Origin of the sequence: Chryseobacterium sp. PvR013 (genome assembly GCF_017833095.1) — a bacterium.
Lineage (GTDB): Bacteria > Bacteroidota > Bacteroidia > Flavobacteriales > Weeksellaceae > Chryseobacterium > Chryseobacterium culicis_A.
The window spans coordinates 734,349-750,487 of record NZ_JAFIBT010000001.1 but is presented as its reverse complement, the minus strand read 5'-3'; the positions used below and the strand labels follow the sequence as shown (position 1 = coordinate 750,487).

Here is a 16,139-nt window from a genome sequence, read left to right as displayed (position 1 = left end):
GTAGCTAAATAACTACGCATATATTTGTAGTCAAATAACTACACAATGAATTTAAGAAGAGATGTATTTCAGGCGATAGCAGATCCTACAAGACGGTCTATATTGATGTTGGTGGCGGCACAGTCGATGACAGCGGGAGCCATTGCTTCTAATTTTGATACGGCGAGACCTACCGTTTCAAAGCATCTCCAGATCCTTACAGAATGTGAACTGCTGAGATCTGAACAAAACGGCCGAGAAATAATCTATCACCTAAATCCCAATAAAATGAAAGAAATAGCCGATTTTATAGAACCTTTCCGTAAAATGTGGGACGAAAAATTCAACAAGCTGGAAAGTGTAATGAAAGCGTATCAGAACAATAATGATAAGAGATAAGAGACAATGGACGTCTAAGTTTAAATTGGGAACATCATTGTCAATAGTGAATTTTGCTTTGCAAGTGAATGGTGAATTTTTTAATAGAGTTAGAACGTCTATCTTTAATTTTAAGCATCAACGAAATAAACTTGCAACAAAAGCAACCAGCAACCAGTAACTTAACTAAAAACTTTAAACCTTGAACGCTTGTACTCTCCCACTCTAATACTCTCAAATCCAAGAAACCCTCAAACACCAACATCATGGAACTTAAAACAAAAATCCACGCTGAAGACGGCAAACAGGAGATTTTCATTATCAGAGAATTTGACCTTCCTGTAGAATTGCTTTTCAAAGCGTATACAGAAGCAGAACTTTTCGAGCAATGGATGGGAACTAAGGTGACCAAATTCGAAAACAAACAACACGGCAGTTACCGTTTCGAAACGCTAAACCCTCAGGGCGATGTGGTTTTCAGTGCCAACGGAACTATTCATGACATTGTTCAGAATGAGAAAATTATAAGAACTTTCCAGATGGAAAATACTCCTTTTCCGGTTCAGATTGAGTTTTTAGCATTTGAAAAGTTAACGGATACCACCAGCAAGATTACCATCCAAACCATTTATAAATCTGTAGACTTCAGAGATCAGCATCTGAAAATGCCATTCGCCCAGGGCATCAATATGGCGCATAACCGTTTACAGGAATTATTAGGTGGCAGGTAGCAGATAAAAGATAATAGAGGAAAAGATGAAGGACATGGATACCATAGTTTAAACTGTGAAAATCAATGTCAATAGTGAATTTTGCTTTGCAAGTGAATCGTCAATGATCAGGGAAAGAGCAACAACTTTAAATGTTAAACCTTGAACCCTTATACTCTCCAACCCTCTTACACAAGAAACCCTCAAACCCAAAACATATGAATCCAAAAGTTAATTTTTTCTTCGAAAATGCCGGACAATGGCAGGAAGAATTTGAAAAATTAAGAGCAATTGCTCTAAGCACCGAACTTGCAGAAGATGTAAAATGGGGATGTCCATGTTATACGTATGAAGGGAAAAATATTTTCCTGATCCACGGTTTTAAAGAATATTGTGCTCTTCTTTTCTTTAAAGGGGCGCTGATGAAAGATCCGGACAACATTTTGATTCAGCAGTCCAAAAACGTACAGGCTGCAAGACAGATCCGTTTTACGGATGCAGCACAAATCAATGACCTGGAGGAAGTTCTTCGTTCTTATATGTTTGAAGCCGTTGAAATTGAAGAATCAGGTGCTAAAGTGGAAATGAAGAAAACAAAAGAGTTCGAAATGGCTGAAGAGTTTCAAGAGAAACTGGATCAAAACCCAGCATTACAGGAAGCTTTCAAAGCATTAACTCCGGGAAGACAAAGAGCTTACCTACTCCACTTTTCTTCTGCCAAACAGTCCAAAACCCGTGAAGCCCGCATTGAAAAATGTATTCCACAAATCATGGACGGAATAGGATTAAACGATTAATGATAAACACAACAAATCATGAACACACCACAACCCTCACAAAAAAGAACAAAAATCATCTATTGGATATTCACCCTCTGGATGGCACTGGGAATGGTTTCAACAGCCATTGTCCAACTTATGAAAAACAAAGATGAACTGGCCAATTTTACCAACCTCGGCTACCCTTCTTATCTGATGACCATCATTGGAGTATGGAAAATTCTGGGCGTTATTGCCCTACTGATTCCTAAGCGTCTGATCCTGAAAGAATGGGCCTATGCAGGATTTTTCTTTGTCATGTCAGGAGCTGTAATATCTCATCTTATTGTGGGTGATACCGTTGGCAGAACATTTCCGGCCGTATTATTATTGGTGCTGGTCCTTATTTCATGGTATTTCAGACCTGCAGACAGAAAAATCACCATTACTGATTAATCATTATTAAAAGTCAGAAATTTTATCGCAGATAAAATCCTTGCGCCTTTAAACAAGCCATTGTTAATAAAATTTGCGTCTTTGCGATTTCCAACAACACCCATCAACATAACAAAAAAAATTTGACATGAAAAAGAAACTCACCCAGGAACAAATCAACGAACTTTTAAAAACACTAAAAGCCCGTTTTGAAAAAAATATGAACCGTCATATGGATCTGAAATGGGAAAAAATCCAGCAAAAACTGGAAGCCAGCCCTGAAAAAATCTGGTGTTTATACGAAATGGAAACTACAGAAGGAGAACCAGATGTAGTAGATCATAATAAAAAAACGGATGAATATTCCTTTGTGGACTGCTCTCCGGAAAGCCCAAAACGGAGAAGTTTATGCTATGATTATCAGGCCTGGGATTCCCGAAAAGCCAATAAACCTGAAAACAATGTCATTGATACCGCTTCCGAAATGGGTATTGAACTTTTGACAGAAGAACAATACCGCCATCTTCAGGAATTAGGAAAGTTTGATCAAAAGACTTCAAGCTGGATCCAGACACCACCTCAAATACGAGAACTTGGAGGCGCTCTTTTCTGTGACAGACGATACAACACTGTATTCACCTATCACAATGGTGCAGATTCTTATTATGCAGCGAGAGGATTTAGGGGATTATTAAAAATATAAGGGAAAATTATTTACTGGGATCTCTCAACCAGGGAGATTCCACACTCCAGAAAATAATATTAACACCAAGATAATTTTCAGCATATTCTGTAAATTCTTCTTTGGTAAAAGGTTTTTTGGTTTTCGGATTTTTATAAGTAAGAGTCGGTTCCTGAACGGCCATGGCAACAAGAGAAAGCTTTCCTTTGTATTGATTAAAAAAGGGATAAGAGTTTTTCATCTGGCCTTTTTTATTGGGAACAATATCAGGTCCTCCCAGCCCTATATTATTTTTATAAGCAAAATCAAACAATCTGGACATGTATTGATGATCATTATCCCACTCACAGGGAAAAAAATTGACATACTGCAATACATTGGATTGGCGGAAAACATTTTTTGCGAACTTCAGATTTTCTAATTCAGCCTGAAAATAGCGGTCACAGCTAAAGCCTGTTTTATCTGCTTTCATTTCTATATCTATGGATGTTTCAGGAAGATTAATCCCTTGAATTTTGCCGTCAAACTTCTCTGCCAGCGCTCCTATAAGCTTCTGGAATCTCATTCGGACAGCAGGATTCCATTGTTGGGTAACCCATCCGCTTCCTACAGGTTTATTCTCACCAGGGTTATCATATTGAGGAACCAGTCCTCCCGTATACTCTTTATCATTCAAAAGATAATCAGGAATATATCTTGCCTGTGGCTCAAAAAACCTGTCCTGAAGCTGAATAAATAATTTTCTGTTGATGGAAGTTAAATACTCCAGATCTTTTTCAATAACAGAAAAATCATACACATCTTTTGAAGTTTCCAAAGCTTTCCAGTTATAAACAATCTGTACTCCTCCAATATCCTGGCGAGTAATCATTTTTTCTATGTTCTTAAGGTCTCCCGAAGATGTATAAATATAATTCTGAGGAGCTTGCCCTGACATCCAATGTAAACCAAGCATAAATAATCCCAATCCCAGCGCTTTGGTCATCTTTTTCATTACAATCAATTTTGCATAGTCAATCATTTTCCGTGCCTAAATCTGTTTTTCATTTGTAAAGACTTTAAAAATAAGCCTTATTGATCAACATTTTTTTTAATATTTAAATAGTATTGTTATTTTTGGAATTCAAAAAATTAATTGTAACAATTCTGGGTATGAAAAAACCATTTATTTTTATATCTATACTCCTATCTACAGTGTTCTACACACAAAAATGCACGGACTTACAGCAAAGTATAAATTCTAATGGTCATTTCAATATCTCTTTTACAGAAAAACTCTTTGATAGTTTCTCTGAAACCATTCCCGAAATAATCAATATAGAAGAAAATAGTCAGGATAATCTTAAGTTATTTCAAAATAAATTCCCGGACATATTTGATGGCAAGTGTTTAAAAATAAATATGAAAGGAGGATCAACAGAATTTTTTTTCTGCGACAAAGATCAAAGAGACCAAATTCCCAAAGACCGCCATAGCACTTTAGGAAAATTTAAACTTGTTTCTATAATAGACGACTTTTATTTTTTTAAGTACTCTGGCTTTGAAATCAGTGGTTACCTAATGTATAATGCAAAGGATCATTTATTTTATACTTTTGTGAGTAAGCCTATAATTTCGCAAGACAAAAAAATCCTTTATTCCTATAATAATGATCATTATGGTTTTGAATTAAATATCTTAACCTTAGATAACTATAATGAATTAACCTATCACTTAAATGGTGATTTTGACATCAAAGATCTTAAGCTCACACAATTAAAAAATACTGACCGTTATTCTATAATAATGAATCTAATACAAAAATTCATAACCAGAGATCAGGATAATAACATTACAGAAACACAGTACTGTGATAGAAAAATAAAAATCAATTAAATATACCAAACTCTATTTTAATTATTTTTTTTCTTAAAATTCCTTTTTGGAGACATTAATTTTCATCATAAAATGATTATCTCTTTATATCCTATTTTTAATATACAAATACTATTGTTATTTTAGCAGAATAGAAATTTGATTTAACAATTAAGGATATGAAAAAATTAATCTTATTGGGCGCTGTATCAGCTTTTTTAATCAATTGCAATAAAAAAACTGAAGCACCGGCTCCCAAAGTGGAAGCAGATACCATTGCTGTAGAAGAACCCGTAATAGATACCCTTGGACCAAAATCTTTCTGTTATATCGGGGTAACAGGAAAAGACAGTGTTTTTGCTTCTATTGATGATAATCTGGGAACCATCACCGGAAAATTATCTTATAAAAACAGTGAAAAAGACAGCTCAAAAGGTGATGTAACCGGCTTTAAATCAGGAGACACATTGAAACTGACTTACGAATTTACTGCTGAAGGCAAAAAAAGCAAAAGAGATATCTATTTCCTTCAAAAAGATAATGCTTTAACAGAAGGAATTGGTGATCATAAAGAAGAAGACGGACAGTCTAAATATTCTAACGAGAATAAAATAAGCTATAAAGACGGGCAGAAGTTGAATACTGCAGATTGCAAAGTAGTGAACAAAGCTGTAAAATAACACTCCATTATAAACAAAAAGTTGTCTCAAAAATCAAACTATTTGACTTTTGAGACAATTTTTTTGTTACTATAATTCTCTTTCTATAATTTCAATAAATTGGTTTACCGCTTCATCTCCTGTACTCCATGAAGTAATAAGACGAATGGCAGAAAGATTCTCATCTACTTTTTTCCAGACATAGAACTCAAAATTCTCGGATAACACTTCAATAAGATGATTATTCAGAATAGGGAAAATCTGATTGGTATAGGTATCGGAAAGAAAAGTAATCCCTTTATTCTGCAAAGCATTTTTAATTTTCATGGCCTGCTGATTGGCGTGTCGGGCCAGATCAAAATACAGGTTGTCTTTCATCAGTTCCATAAATTGAATTCCCAGCAGTCTTCCTTTTGCTAATAATGCTCCTTTTTGTTTGATATTAAAAGCGAAATCTTCCTGAAGAACAGGATTATTAATCACAATCGCTTCACCAATCAATGCACCGTTTTTAGTTCCTCCAAGATAGAAAACATCGGTAAGAGCAGCCACTTTCTCCAGGGTAAGATCACTGATTTCCGCTGTGAGGCCATGTCCCAGCCTGGCTCCATCCATAAACAGATATAATTTATTCTCCTTACAAAATGCAGAAAGCTCTTCCAGTTCTTTTACCTGATAGATGGTTCCCAACTCTGTAGAATTGGAAATATAAACCAACTTGGGCATTACCTGATGGGGAACATTACGATGTCCTTCTAAAATCGGGATAATATCTGATGGTTTTATTTTACCATCTTCGGTTTCAATGCTCAATATTTTATGACCTGTAGCTTCGATGGCACCGGTTTCATTATTCAGGATATGTCCGGGAGCGGCAGAAATTACACATTGATAAGGTTTCAAGATGGCAGAAATAACAATTAAGTTAGCCTGCGTTCCTCCTGAAACTAAAAAGACTTCCGAATGTGGGTTGTTGATTTTTTCTTTGATTAATGTCTTCGCTTTTAATGAATACTCATCTTCTCCATATCCGGCCTGCTGATCAAGATTATACTGTAAAAGAGCCTGTAAAATATTAGGATGGCATCCTTCAGAATAATCGTTTTTGAATGAAAATTTCATAGAGTAAAAGTAAAAAAAGTTAAAATAACAAGAGCTAACTTTTCATTTTATTTTGTTAGATTTGTATTGAAAATCATCTAACATTTTGAAAACAACCCTAACAGAAGAGAATTACCTGAAAGCTTTGTTTCATTTAGTTGACAATGAAGGAAAGGTTACGATTAATGAGCTCAGTAAATTTTTAAATGTAAAAATGCCGAGTGTTAATAACATGATGAAGAAATTTGCCGAGAAAAAGTGGGTCATTTATGAGACTTACAAACCACTAATCGTTACAGAAAACGGAAGACGTGAAGCTGCTTTGGTGGTTCGTAAACACAGACTTACGGAAATGTTCCTGGTTAAAAAAATGAATTTCGGCTGGGAAAACGTTCATGAGATTGCAGAACAGCTTGAGCATGTACATTCTCAAATCTTTTTTGATAAAATGGATGAAATTCTGGATCATCCTAAATTCGATCCCCACGGGGAACCTATTCCTGATAAAGACGGTAATATTATCGCTCAGGATCTGCAAAAGCTGAGCCATTGTGAACCTGGTGAAGATGTTACTTTCGCTTCGGTGACGCTTTCTGATGACGCCTTCCTTACTTACCTGAATGACAGAAAACTGCTGCTTAATACCAAAGTAAAAATCATTAAAATTGAAAGTTTTGATAAATCAATGACCATAGAAATTGAGGGTAAAACAGAAATTTTAAGCAAAAAAGCGACTGAAAAAATATTGGTTAAAAAATAAATCCTTACCACTGAAAAAATAAACCTTACAGACTTTAAAAGCCTGTAAGGTATGATATTCATACAGATCTGCATTTAGTCCATTCCTCAAACTGTTAAAAAACGGTTAAACTCTCCTCCCCTGAATACCCAAAAATTAATTTTTAGTTAGGTTTGCAAAACAATCTACAGAATTTGTCTTTTCCGACAAATAAAAATCTTTAATTATTACTTAAAAAATTATGAAAAAAAGCCTTTCTTTTTTTATTATTTCGATGCTATTAAGTCCATTGGCAAATGCTCAAACCACTCAGGTAAGAGATTTTGTGATTGAGCCACAGATTAAGCCTAATTTTTATATTTATAAAACTTTCGGAGTATTCGGAGGAAAAGAATATTCTACGAATGCCGTTTATCTGGTGACCAAAAAAGGAGTTGTTTTGTTTGATGTCCCATGGCAGAAAACACAATATCAAAGCCTGCTGGATACCATCCAAAAACGCCATAATCTGCCTGTTATTGCGGTGTTTGCTACCCATTCACATGAAGACAGAGCCGGAGATTTGAGCTTTTATAATAACAAAGGAATCAAAACATACGCAACTGCCAAAACCAACGAATTATTGAAGAAAGAAGGAAAAGCTACTTCTACTGAACTTATAGAAACAGGAAAAACGTACCGCTTTGGCGGTGAGAAATTTGTAGTGGATTTTCTTGGTGAAGGACACACTGTTGACAATGTAGTGGTATGGTTTCCACAATACAAAATACTGGACGGAGGGTGTCTGGTAAAAAGTAAAGCAGCTGTTGACCTTGGCTACACCGGAGAAGCCAATGTTGCCCAATGGCCAAAAACCATGGAAAAACTGAAATCCAAATACGCTCAGGCCACTCTGATTATTCCGGGACATGATGAATGGAAAGGAGGCGGACATGTAGAGCACACTCTTGATCTTCTGAATAAAAAATAAAATAGTAGAGCCCTGGCGAATGCCAGGGCTCTACCATTTTAAACCACATTTTAAAGGTTTATATTTTCTAAAAGCTGTGACACTTTTTCAATTTCTTCGATCGTATTGAAGTAATGAGGAGATAAACGGATTGCATGGTCTACGTTTTTAGAGGTAAAATCAATTAAGGCGTGCTCTCTGCGGTTTTCCTTAAAAAATACCTTATGATCACTCAGAATCTTATGGATCTTTTCAACCTTTCCATCGGCCTGACAAAAAGTAACAATACTGCTTAATCTATTTCCTTTATCCAAAATTCTGAAACCATTATTCTGCAGGGTGATTCTTAAAGTATCTGCCAACGTACGGTTGTAATGCTCAATTTGATCCATTCCAATCGTATTGGCATAGCGTAAAGCTTCTGCAAATCCCAGTAAAGCAGCATAGGGTCTTTCAAAAAGTTCAAATCTTTTGGCTGTATCATTGAGCTGATAATCATCAAATGCCGTCCATCTAGCTCCAATACTATCTAAAAACAGAGGATACATTTTCTGGTGTAAGGCTTTATCAGAAACATACAAAAATCCTGTTCCTCTCGGTCCCCGCATAAATTTCCTTCCGGTTGCCGTCAGAAAATCACAATGGATTTTTTCAACATCCACCACAATCTGCCCCACAGACTGGCAGGCATCCACAAGATAAAGGACATCATATTGTTTACACAACCTTCCTACTCCTTCTATATTCTGAATCAAACCGGAATTGGTAGGAATATGAGTGACCGCTATTAATTTGGGATGATGTTTTTTGATTAAATTTTCAAAATCCTCAAGATCGAGCTCATGGTCAGGCAGATTGGCAACCCTGATGATTTCAACATGATATCTTTTCTGCAAAGAAATAAAAGCAATCTGATTGGAGATATAATCATCATTGGTGGTAATAATACAATCTCCTTCTTTAAAAGAAATGCTGGATAAAGCTTTTGCATATCCATCTGTAGAGCTGCCTACAAATGCGATATTGGAAGGTTTGGTATTAATAAGTTTGGCGGCTTCTTCATAAAACTGACTGATAAGACCGGTATTTTGCACTGCAGCAGCATAACCTCCAAGCTCCTGTTCTTCATATAAAAACTTAATAGTGGCCTCTACAACAGGCTTCGGCATTAATGATGACCCTGCACTGTTTAAAAATATCTTATCCGAACATCCCGGAGTATCCTGTCTTATAACCTCTAAATTCATTTTATCAATCCTTACAACAAATTTACTTTTTATTTTTTTTCTATATACGCCTATAAAAAATCCCGAATTTTCATTCGGGACTCTATTTTTACTCAATGATTTTAATCTAAAACACTCCAACCTCTTTTAGGATTCGTGTTGGTAGAAACTTCCTGCTCATTAACGATGATATTTTCTTTTCTCTGACCGATGTAATCAAGCTCACTCAGTTTAGAGAAAATGATTTCAAGGCTTCTCAACATCTGTTGAATGTAAAGCAATGGCTCACCACAGTTATGGTGATCGTAATTGGTTTCTGCAACAATAGAAAGCTGGTTCAGTAAAGTATGAGGGGCAATTTCGCTCCACTCAAGGCTGTAGTTCAGCATTTCTTCCAGCTCAGCAGGAACAAGAAGCTGTGTTGAATTGTATAAATGAAGTGCCAGTCTTGCAAAAGATTCAATCAAAAATACAGGCGGTTGCCAAGGGGTAATATTTCTAAACTGGAAATACATATCTCCAAAAGTATTCACCATGGTAGTACACAAAAACTTAACGTTTTGGGCTAAAGCTGTATTTTGGTTTTTATGGGATGCTTTCTGAATAATTTTAAAAGCATACTGCTGAAGGTTTCCGATAGACTTCGCATAGCTGCTGTAGTAATCTACCAAAGCCGGATGGCTCTGTACAGAAGTACAAGGCGGAATAAAATTCGAATCAACCTGAGCAATATTTCCTTTTAAATCTACCTTACCAATAATAAGATAATTTCCTCCTGAATAGCTGCTGTTCAAAGACGTTACAGGAAGCAGTTCAATATGGTGATTAGGCTGTGCACTTGGGTGGCGCGGCGGAATTTCCTCAGGATCAATATCTCCAAAAGGAACTTTATCAAAAGGATTTACAGAGATTAAGATATAATAGTCTCCATCTGCCTGCTCTTCATTCATTGATTTCGCCAATGATTTTACGCTGATTCTCCTGTCTGTCAGCTCAATACGGTATCCTGCCATCGTAACAGCGCTGCAACGCTTAATGACAAGCTGTACATCGTTGGTTGCCGTGTTATGAACATCAAAAATGGTACGGTCTGTAAATTCATTGGAAATGGGCAAAAGTCCGTAGTTATATGTAGTAATTCCAAGGGAATTGGAATCTCTGATGGTATCAATTAAGAAATTATCCTGATCATTAAGGTGCCTCTGGGAAACCTTCATCCCATCCACCCAATTGATTGCAAAATGTTTAATAGGCTGTATCATGTTTAATACTTTTTAATTTTTGTGTTTATGATTTTCTTGTGACTCCCTCCTCTTCATGCTGAATAACTCTCTTACAAATCACCACTTCATTTTCAGAAATGCTGTTTGTCGTAATGTCGTGGTCGAAATCTATATATTTTCTAAAGCTGAAAAACGATTTTTTAGTATAAAAGATCCAGTAATAAGGCTCATTTCCTTCGTCTGAAAGATGAATAATTGAACCTGGATTTTTATGGTTGTAATCATCCACTACTCTGTAGAACCAATCTCCGAAAGTGACTCCTGTCGGAAGTGTCTTCGCTTTAATTCTGAAACGGTTGGTATCTTCTAATTTTTTGCTCAGTTCAACATTCAGTACCATTAATCTGTCAAAATCTGCTCCTTCAAAATCAGGCAGTTTCTGTTCCGGTGAATATCTCCAAGTTTTATAAATATCAAAAGGAATGCTGATAAACTGGATATAGCAGTAGTAAAACACCATGGGAACCACAAAGATGACCATACTTGTTGCTGCCATTACCGCATATCCTGTTCCTTTGCTCATCCAGTTAAAAATCAGGGTAAAAAGATATCCTCCCAAAGCTATGCACGTTAATGAAAGTATAGATTCAAACAGAATACTCATAGCCAGAGAATCGATATGCTTTTTGAAATATTTATGCAGCAGATTCACATGAATAATCCCAAAAATAAGGTAGATGATCTGTGCAATGAGATACCAGTATGGGTTAAAAAGATTTCCGGCAAATCCAAAAACGCCCGGGATAGCCAGGCATAAACTGCACAGCAATACGTATATAATAATGACTTTAATTTTTATCGCAGGTTTATTTCTCCTGATTACACCGAGTATAACCATCATAATAATTGCGATTAAAGGCATTAAGATATACCTTAAAAAAATACCTTTTACTGAAGAAATTTCCATTTGTTTCTTTTCGAATTTATACTTTGTTGGTAGTTGTAAATATAATAAAATAATTTAGAGGAATGTAGAGTATCCAAGGCGGCTGGCATTTCTTTCCTCATCCTCAAGGCTGAAAGAATAATCCTCCTTTTCTGTGACAAAATTTTCCTCCACATCCACTGTTACGGGAAGAAAATAGTCATACAATGCCTGGAGTACATTTCTGAAAGGACTTCCCGGAATATACTTCTTCATATCTCCGTAAGGAATTGGGCCAATGTTGACCACCCAGTTTCGTTGCCCGTCCATATGAGGTCCACTTGGAATATAGGTTACCCCCAATCGTGAATTTCCTAATAACATGGAATCATCGTTTTTCTCAATCCCGTCAATAATATTAGGTGAAAAAGTGACTTGTACCGGTACCTGTAGAAATGCAGTCATACATCTTTCAAACCATCTCTTATCTCCTCTGATCTGATGGAAAAACGGTAAAATATGCATAAAGATATAAGCACTCTGCTTGTCCAGCATTTTTATCATAGGCCACAGCTCACTTACCGTGTCCAGTAAAGCATCTGTATTGCTTGTAATGTCAAATTCCGATTCTTTAAGCAAAGCACTGATTTCCGTAAAAAATACTTCCAGTTCAAAAGGACGGAAAAATTTACGGGCATCATCTTCTACCCTTTTCTGCTTTCGGATTTCCCTTACCACAGTATCTACATTCTTTCTTGAAGCCCCAAGAGAAGGTGGATGGAACAGTCCTTCCGGAAGGTAATCGTAAATACCCTCTCTGTAACTCTCTATGGTAAAGACTTCTTCGTCAAATCCTAAATAACTGCTTGAAATACTTTTAATGTCTTTCAGGTAAGCACGGTCGTTTACACCCACCCTTTCTATGAATATATTGCTTACCGCACGGTGGTATTTCAAAAGGTTAACAGCTACAGCTTCAGCCTTAAAGTCTGTCTGCAGCTTATTGTAATGCATATCTACAATATTACTCTCATACATAGTGTTTCCTCTGATTATGACTTGTAAAGATAATATATCTCATAAGTTTGAAAAAGTATTTTAACAACAATTTTATCCTAAAAATAATAATTTATTGACATTAATAGGAATTATTTTCTACAAATTCCGTGAAAATACGGTAAATAGCAAGTTTATTTGCTTTTTCGAATTTAAAATTAACTATTCAGAATCAAGTGTTTAGAATTTGAGATTTAAGGTTCAAGGTTCAAGGTTTAAAGTTCAAGGTTTAAAGTTCAAGGTTTAAAGTTCAAGGTTTAAAGTTTAAAGTTTAAGGTTGTGATAAGGTTTTACTTTTGCTTTTATGTATTATATGAAGAGTTTTATGTCTTTACGCTCCTTACTTTCTATTTTTTCCAAACCTAACATTATTATGTATTTATTTAAATTAAATTTTATTAACATCATCTTATAGAATAAATTCAGGATAATGTATGCTCATTCCGAAAGCGGGCCGTATCTTTGCAGACTGAAAATTGTTATTTAAAATGAAAAGTATTTATTCTAAAATTCTGATTTTAGCATTCATGGCCTCTTCACTTTATTCTTATGCGTGGGGATTAACGGGACACCGAGTGATTGCAGACATTGCACAAAACCACCTTTCCCGCAAAGCAAGAAGAGAGATTAAAAAAATCATGGGAAAAGAGCGTCTGGCGTATTGGGCTAACTGGCCGGATTTTATCAAATCTGATACCACAGGGGCTTGGAAGCAGGCTTCATCATGGCACTATGTAAACATTGATCCGATGGCTGACTTTAAAGCTTTTGAACAAAACCTGAAAGCACAGGCCGGCCCAAGTCTTTATACTCAGGTCAATACCTTGTCCAGCCAGATCAAAGACAAAAACACCTCTGAAAAAGACAGAAAAATTGCTTTAATCTTCCTTATCCACATTATGGGAGATCTTGCTCAGCCCCTACACGTAGGAAGAGCAGAAGATTTAGGCGGAAACAAAATCAATGTTACTTATTTCGGAGAAAAAACCAATTTACACTCTGTTTGGGATGGGAAACTAGTAGATTCTCAAAAATACAGCTACACCGAATATTCTAAGCTTTTAGATATCAAATCTAAAGACGAAGTAGCACAGATTCAATCCGGATCACTGGAAGACTGGTTGTATGATTCTCATAAAATTGCCAACAAAATTTACGCACAGACTCCTAACGATTCCAAGTTATCTTATGACTATCAGTATAAGTTCAATGAAACAATGGAAAGACAGCTTCTATATGGAGGATTAAGACTGGCGAAAGTATTAAATGAGCTTTTTTAGTTACGAATTGCGAGTTTATGGGGTTGATAAACCCAAAATAGCTTAAAATAGTACTCTTAGATATAAAAACGGAACTTCGGTTTCGTTTTTTTTTGTTTAGGGTTTAGGGTTTAGGGTTTAGGGTTTAGGGTTTAGGGTTTAGGGTTTAGGGTTTAGGGTTTAGGGTTTAGGGTTTAGGGTTTAGGGTTTAGGGTTTAGGGTTTAGGGTTTAGGGTTTAGGGTTTAGGGTTTAGGGTTTAGGGTTTAGGGAAATTACAAAATTCTCAAATAAGGTGTGGTCTTTTTGTTATTACTATATATTTTATTTTCAGGCCGGAGCAAACCACAATCAACTGAATACCAGTAATATATATTGTTTTAAAGAAAATTATCATTATTTTAACAGGTTTCTTTTCACAAAAAAATAAAAGTTGTGTAACCTTTTTACCTTTTCATACGTATATATTATAGTAACTCTTTTTTGAGGAAAAAATAAATGAGACAATTAAAAATCACTAAGCAGGTTACCAACAGGGAAACTGCTTCATTAGACAAGTATTTGCAGGAAATTGGTAAAGTGGAACTGATTACTGCGGACGAGGAAGTAGAATTGGCACAAAGAATACGTGCAGGCGACAGAGCCGCACTTGAGAAATTAATCAAAGCCAACCTTCGTTTCGTAGTTTCTGTATCTAAACAATACCAAAATCAAGGTCTTTCTTTACCCGATTTGATCAATGAAGGTAACTTAGGATTAATGAAAGCGGCAAAAAGGTACGATGAAACTAGAGGTTTCAAATTTATCTCTTATGCAGTATGGTGGATCCGTCAATCAATTTTACAGGCATTGGCTGAGCAGTCAAGAATTGTAAGATTACCGTTGAACAAAATTGGTTCTATCAACAAAATCAATAAAGCATACGCTCACCTTGAGCAGGAAAATGAAAGACCACCTTCTCCGGAAGAATTGGCTGAAGTTCTTGACATGAGCGAGGAAGATATCAAAGAATCTATGAAAAACTCCGGAAGACACCTGTCTATGGATGCGCCTTTAGTAGAAGGTGAAGATTCTAATCTTTATGATGTATTACGTTCAGGAGAATCACCAAGTCCTGATAAAGATCTAATGCTTGAATCTCTACAAATTGAGATTGAAAGAGCATTGAATACTTTAACTCCGAGAGAGGCTGATCTGGTAAGATTATACTTCGGACTGAACGGAAAGCACCCAATGACTTTAGAGGAAATTGGTGAAACTTTCGATCTTACAAGAGAGAGAGTTCGTCAGATCAAAGAAAAAGCAATTAAGAGACTAAAACACAATACCAGAAGCAAGATTCTTAAATCTTATCTGGGTAAATAATTTTAGCGTTAAAAATTTTATAGGCGGAGTCTGTTTTCAGGCTCCGTTTTTTTATTGTCATTCATCAGTAAACAAATTATTTGTACGCTATAGTATTATGGATGTAACATTTTTCAAAGTTTGTTCAACTAATTAAAATCATGCTCACTATTCACCTGTGATAAAATTGAAATGATTAATTTTAGTTGCCGTGATATAATGCTGATTATCAAATCAAACAAAACATACTATGAAAAAAATACTGTTCGCCTCTATTCTGGCTTTATCTCTACTTTCCTGCAGTGAAAACAAATCACGGCAAGCTCCTACCGTAGAAAATGCAGTTGATAATGCAGAATCTTCAGTTTCAGGAGCTATTAAAAAAAATACAAGATACTCTTCACGTGAAGGAAACCTTGTTCATGAAATCTATCAGGAGCTGATAAAAAATGATAAAGCTTTACAGGATCTTGATAAAAGAATAGCAGTTATTAATCAGGAAACAGAGGATGCAATGACTGAATATGATGACGTTATTCAAAAATCTGAAACCTATTATAATGATGCAACGACGCTATCAAATTCGGTAAGTGATTCTGTTACCAAGAAACAAATTGAAAAAGAGATAAAAGCAAGCTCTGAAAAATATGATATAAAAACACAAACTATCAGAGACCTCATCACCAAAATAAAAGCTAACAGAAAAACACTTCATGATCAATACGTTGTATTCAAAATCAGAAAAACACTTCCTGAAATTGAAAAGTATCAAAACGCCCATCCTCTGAAAACAGATAGTCTCAATCAATTCATCAATAAGCAGAATGCCTTGCTGGAAGAATTGAAAAAATTAAAATAAACACC

18 protein-coding genes are annotated in these 16,139 nt (G+C 35.6%); 12 read left to right on the top strand and 6 right to left on the bottom strand.

Translation table 11 applies throughout. The features are described from left to right. Positions 1-45: 45 nt before the first annotated feature. The 5 genes from JOE44_RS03475 to JOE44_RS03455 all read left to right on the top strand — a co-directional run bounded on the left by JOE44_RS03475 (position 46) and on the right by JOE44_RS03455 (position 2,963). Positions 46-378, top strand: coding sequence for a metalloregulator ArsR/SmtB family transcription factor (locus JOE44_RS03475; RefSeq protein WP_077417168.1), 333 nt, complete (start codon positions 46-48; stop codon positions 376-378). A gap of 245 nt (positions 379-623) precedes the next feature. Continuing rightward, positions 624-1,088, top strand: a complete 465-nt coding sequence (locus tag JOE44_RS03470; protein ID WP_209784342.1) for an SRPBCC domain-containing protein — start codon at positions 624-626, stop codon at positions 1,086-1,088. Between the two features lie 197 nt (positions 1,089-1,285). After that, complete coding sequence (locus JOE44_RS03465) at positions 1,286-1,864, top strand: YdeI/OmpD-associated family protein (RefSeq protein WP_209784341.1); 579 nt, start codon at positions 1,286-1,288, stop codon at positions 1,862-1,864. An 18-nt stretch (positions 1,865-1,882) separates the two neighbouring features. Beyond that, entirely contained in the window at positions 1,883-2,281 is a 399-nt protein-coding gene (locus tag JOE44_RS03460; protein WP_105682229.1) for a DoxX family protein, read from the top strand. A gap of 127 nt (positions 2,282-2,408) precedes the next feature. Next, positions 2,409-2,963, top strand: a complete 555-nt coding sequence (locus tag JOE44_RS03455) for a DUF4256 domain-containing protein (protein ID WP_209784340.1) — start codon at positions 2,409-2,411, stop codon at positions 2,961-2,963. A gap of 7 nt (positions 2,964-2,970) precedes the next feature. Here the strand turns inward: JOE44_RS03455 and JOE44_RS03450 are convergent, their stop codons facing one another. Then, entirely contained in the window at positions 2,971-3,936 is a 966-nt protein-coding gene (locus JOE44_RS03450; RefSeq protein ID WP_209784339.1) for a hypothetical protein, read from the bottom strand. Positions 3,937-4,094: 158 nt separating this feature from the next. Between JOE44_RS03450 and JOE44_RS03445 the strand changes: the two genes are divergently transcribed. Next, positions 4,095-4,817: a hypothetical protein gene (locus tag JOE44_RS03445; protein ID WP_209784338.1), complete on the top strand. Its 723-nt coding sequence runs from the start codon at positions 4,095-4,097 to the stop codon at positions 4,815-4,817. 158 nt (positions 4,818-4,975) lie between these two features. Continuing rightward, complete coding sequence (locus tag JOE44_RS03440) at positions 4,976-5,476, top strand: hypothetical protein (protein WP_209784337.1); 501 nt, start codon at positions 4,976-4,978, stop codon at positions 5,474-5,476. 69 nt (positions 5,477-5,545) lie between these two features. On the opposite strand, the gene JOE44_RS03435 is transcribed toward JOE44_RS03440, so the two are convergent. After that, positions 5,546-6,577, bottom strand: coding sequence for an aminotransferase class I/II-fold pyridoxal phosphate-dependent enzyme (locus tag JOE44_RS03435; RefSeq protein ID WP_209784336.1), 1,032 nt, complete (start codon positions 6,575-6,577; stop codon positions 5,546-5,548). An 85-nt stretch (positions 6,578-6,662) separates the two neighbouring features. On the opposite strand from JOE44_RS03435, the gene JOE44_RS03430 reads away from it, so the two are divergent. Together JOE44_RS03430 and blaIND are read left to right on the top strand one after the other, a co-directional pair. After that, entirely contained in the window at positions 6,663-7,316 is a 654-nt protein-coding gene (locus JOE44_RS03430; RefSeq protein ID WP_209784335.1) for a metal-dependent transcriptional regulator, read from the top strand. Between the two features lie 220 nt (positions 7,317-7,536). Next, on the top strand, positions 7,537-8,265 hold the full coding sequence (blaIND, locus tag JOE44_RS03425; protein ID WP_105682224.1) for an IND family subclass B1 metallo-beta-lactamase: 729 nt from the start codon (positions 7,537-7,539) through the stop codon (positions 8,263-8,265). Between the two features lie 50 nt (positions 8,266-8,315). On the opposite strand, the gene JOE44_RS03420 is transcribed toward blaIND, so the two are convergent. From JOE44_RS03420 to JOE44_RS03405, 4 genes are all read right to left on the bottom strand, one after another. Next, positions 8,316-9,491 (bottom strand): aminotransferase class V-fold PLP-dependent enzyme, encoded by a 1,176-nt coding sequence (locus JOE44_RS03420; RefSeq protein WP_245169693.1) that lies wholly within the window; start codon positions 9,489-9,491, stop codon positions 8,316-8,318. A 101-nt stretch (positions 9,492-9,592) separates the two neighbouring features. Then, entirely contained in the window at positions 9,593-10,732 is a 1,140-nt protein-coding gene (locus JOE44_RS03415; RefSeq protein ID WP_105682222.1) for a hypothetical protein, read from the bottom strand. 25 nt (positions 10,733-10,757) lie between these two features. After that, positions 10,758-11,660, bottom strand: a complete 903-nt coding sequence (locus tag JOE44_RS03410; RefSeq protein WP_105682221.1) for a TssN family type VI secretion system protein — start codon at positions 11,658-11,660, stop codon at positions 10,758-10,760. Positions 11,661-11,714: 54 nt separating this feature from the next. Then, positions 11,715-12,632 (bottom strand): type VI secretion system baseplate subunit TssG, encoded by a 918-nt coding sequence (locus tag JOE44_RS03405; protein WP_245169691.1) that lies wholly within the window; start codon positions 12,630-12,632, stop codon positions 11,715-11,717. 530 nt (positions 12,633-13,162) lie between these two features. On the opposite strand from JOE44_RS03405, the gene JOE44_RS03400 reads away from it, so the two are divergent. The 3 genes from JOE44_RS03400 to JOE44_RS03390 all read left to right on the top strand — a co-directional run bounded on the left by JOE44_RS03400 (position 13,163) and on the right by JOE44_RS03390 (position 16,134). Then, on the top strand, positions 13,163-13,954 hold the full coding sequence (locus JOE44_RS03400; protein WP_209784333.1) for a S1/P1 nuclease: 792 nt from the start codon (positions 13,163-13,165) through the stop codon (positions 13,952-13,954). 475 nt (positions 13,955-14,429) lie between these two features. Beyond that, positions 14,430-15,296 carry an RNA polymerase sigma factor RpoD/SigA gene (locus tag JOE44_RS03395; RefSeq protein ID WP_002979276.1) on the top strand — a complete coding sequence of 289 codons (867 nt, stop codon included), beginning with the start codon at positions 14,430-14,432 and terminating at the stop codon, positions 15,294-15,296. Positions 15,297-15,525: 229 nt separating this feature from the next. Further along, complete coding sequence (locus tag JOE44_RS03390) at positions 15,526-16,134, top strand: hypothetical protein (protein WP_209784332.1); 609 nt, start codon at positions 15,526-15,528, stop codon at positions 16,132-16,134. The last annotated feature ends 5 nt before the right edge of the window (positions 16,135-16,139 follow it).

Coding starts and splice junctions, on each gene's coding strand:
- JOE44_RS03475 (WP_077417168.1), top strand. CDS start 46: ATGAATTTAAGAAGAGATGTATTTCAGGCGATAGCAGATCCTACAAGA.
- JOE44_RS03470 (WP_209784342.1), top strand. CDS start 624: ATGGAACTTAAAACAAAAATCCACGCTGAAGACGGCAAACAGGAGATT.
- JOE44_RS03465 (WP_209784341.1), top strand. CDS start 1,286: ATGAATCCAAAAGTTAATTTTTTCTTCGAAAATGCCGGACAATGGCAG.
- JOE44_RS03460 (WP_105682229.1), top strand. CDS start 1,883: ATGAACACACCACAACCCTCACAAAAAAGAACAAAAATCATCTATTGG.
- JOE44_RS03455 (WP_209784340.1), top strand. CDS start 2,409: ATGAAAAAGAAACTCACCCAGGAACAAATCAACGAACTTTTAAAAACA.
- JOE44_RS03450 (WP_209784339.1), bottom strand. CDS start 3,936: ATGAAAAAGATGACCAAAGCGCTGGGATTGGGATTATTTATGCTTGGT.
- JOE44_RS03445 (WP_209784338.1), top strand. CDS start 4,095: ATGAAAAAACCATTTATTTTTATATCTATACTCCTATCTACAGTGTTC.
- JOE44_RS03440 (WP_209784337.1), top strand. CDS start 4,976: ATGAAAAAATTAATCTTATTGGGCGCTGTATCAGCTTTTTTAATCAAT.
- JOE44_RS03435 (WP_209784336.1), bottom strand. CDS start 6,577: ATGAAATTTTCATTCAAAAACGATTATTCTGAAGGATGCCATCCTAAT.
- blaIND (WP_105682224.1), top strand. CDS start 7,537: ATGAAAAAAAGCCTTTCTTTTTTTATTATTTCGATGCTATTAAGTCCA.
- JOE44_RS03420 (WP_245169693.1), bottom strand. CDS start 9,491: ATGAATTTAGAGGTTATAAGACAGGATACTCCGGGATGTTCGGATAAG.
- JOE44_RS03415 (WP_105682222.1), bottom strand. CDS start 10,732: ATGATACAGCCTATTAAACATTTTGCAATCAATTGGGTGGATGGGATG.
- JOE44_RS03410 (WP_105682221.1), bottom strand. CDS start 11,660: ATGGAAATTTCTTCAGTAAAAGGTATTTTTTTAAGGTATATCTTAATG.
- JOE44_RS03405 (WP_245169691.1), bottom strand. CDS start 12,632: ATGCATTACAATAAGCTGCAGACAGACTTTAAGGCTGAAGCTGTAGCT.
- JOE44_RS03400 (WP_209784333.1), top strand. CDS start 13,163: ATGAAAAGTATTTATTCTAAAATTCTGATTTTAGCATTCATGGCCTCT.
- JOE44_RS03395 (WP_002979276.1), top strand. CDS start 14,430: ATGAGACAATTAAAAATCACTAAGCAGGTTACCAACAGGGAAACTGCT.
- JOE44_RS03390 (WP_209784332.1), top strand. CDS start 15,526: ATGAAAAAAATACTGTTCGCCTCTATTCTGGCTTTATCTCTACTTTCC.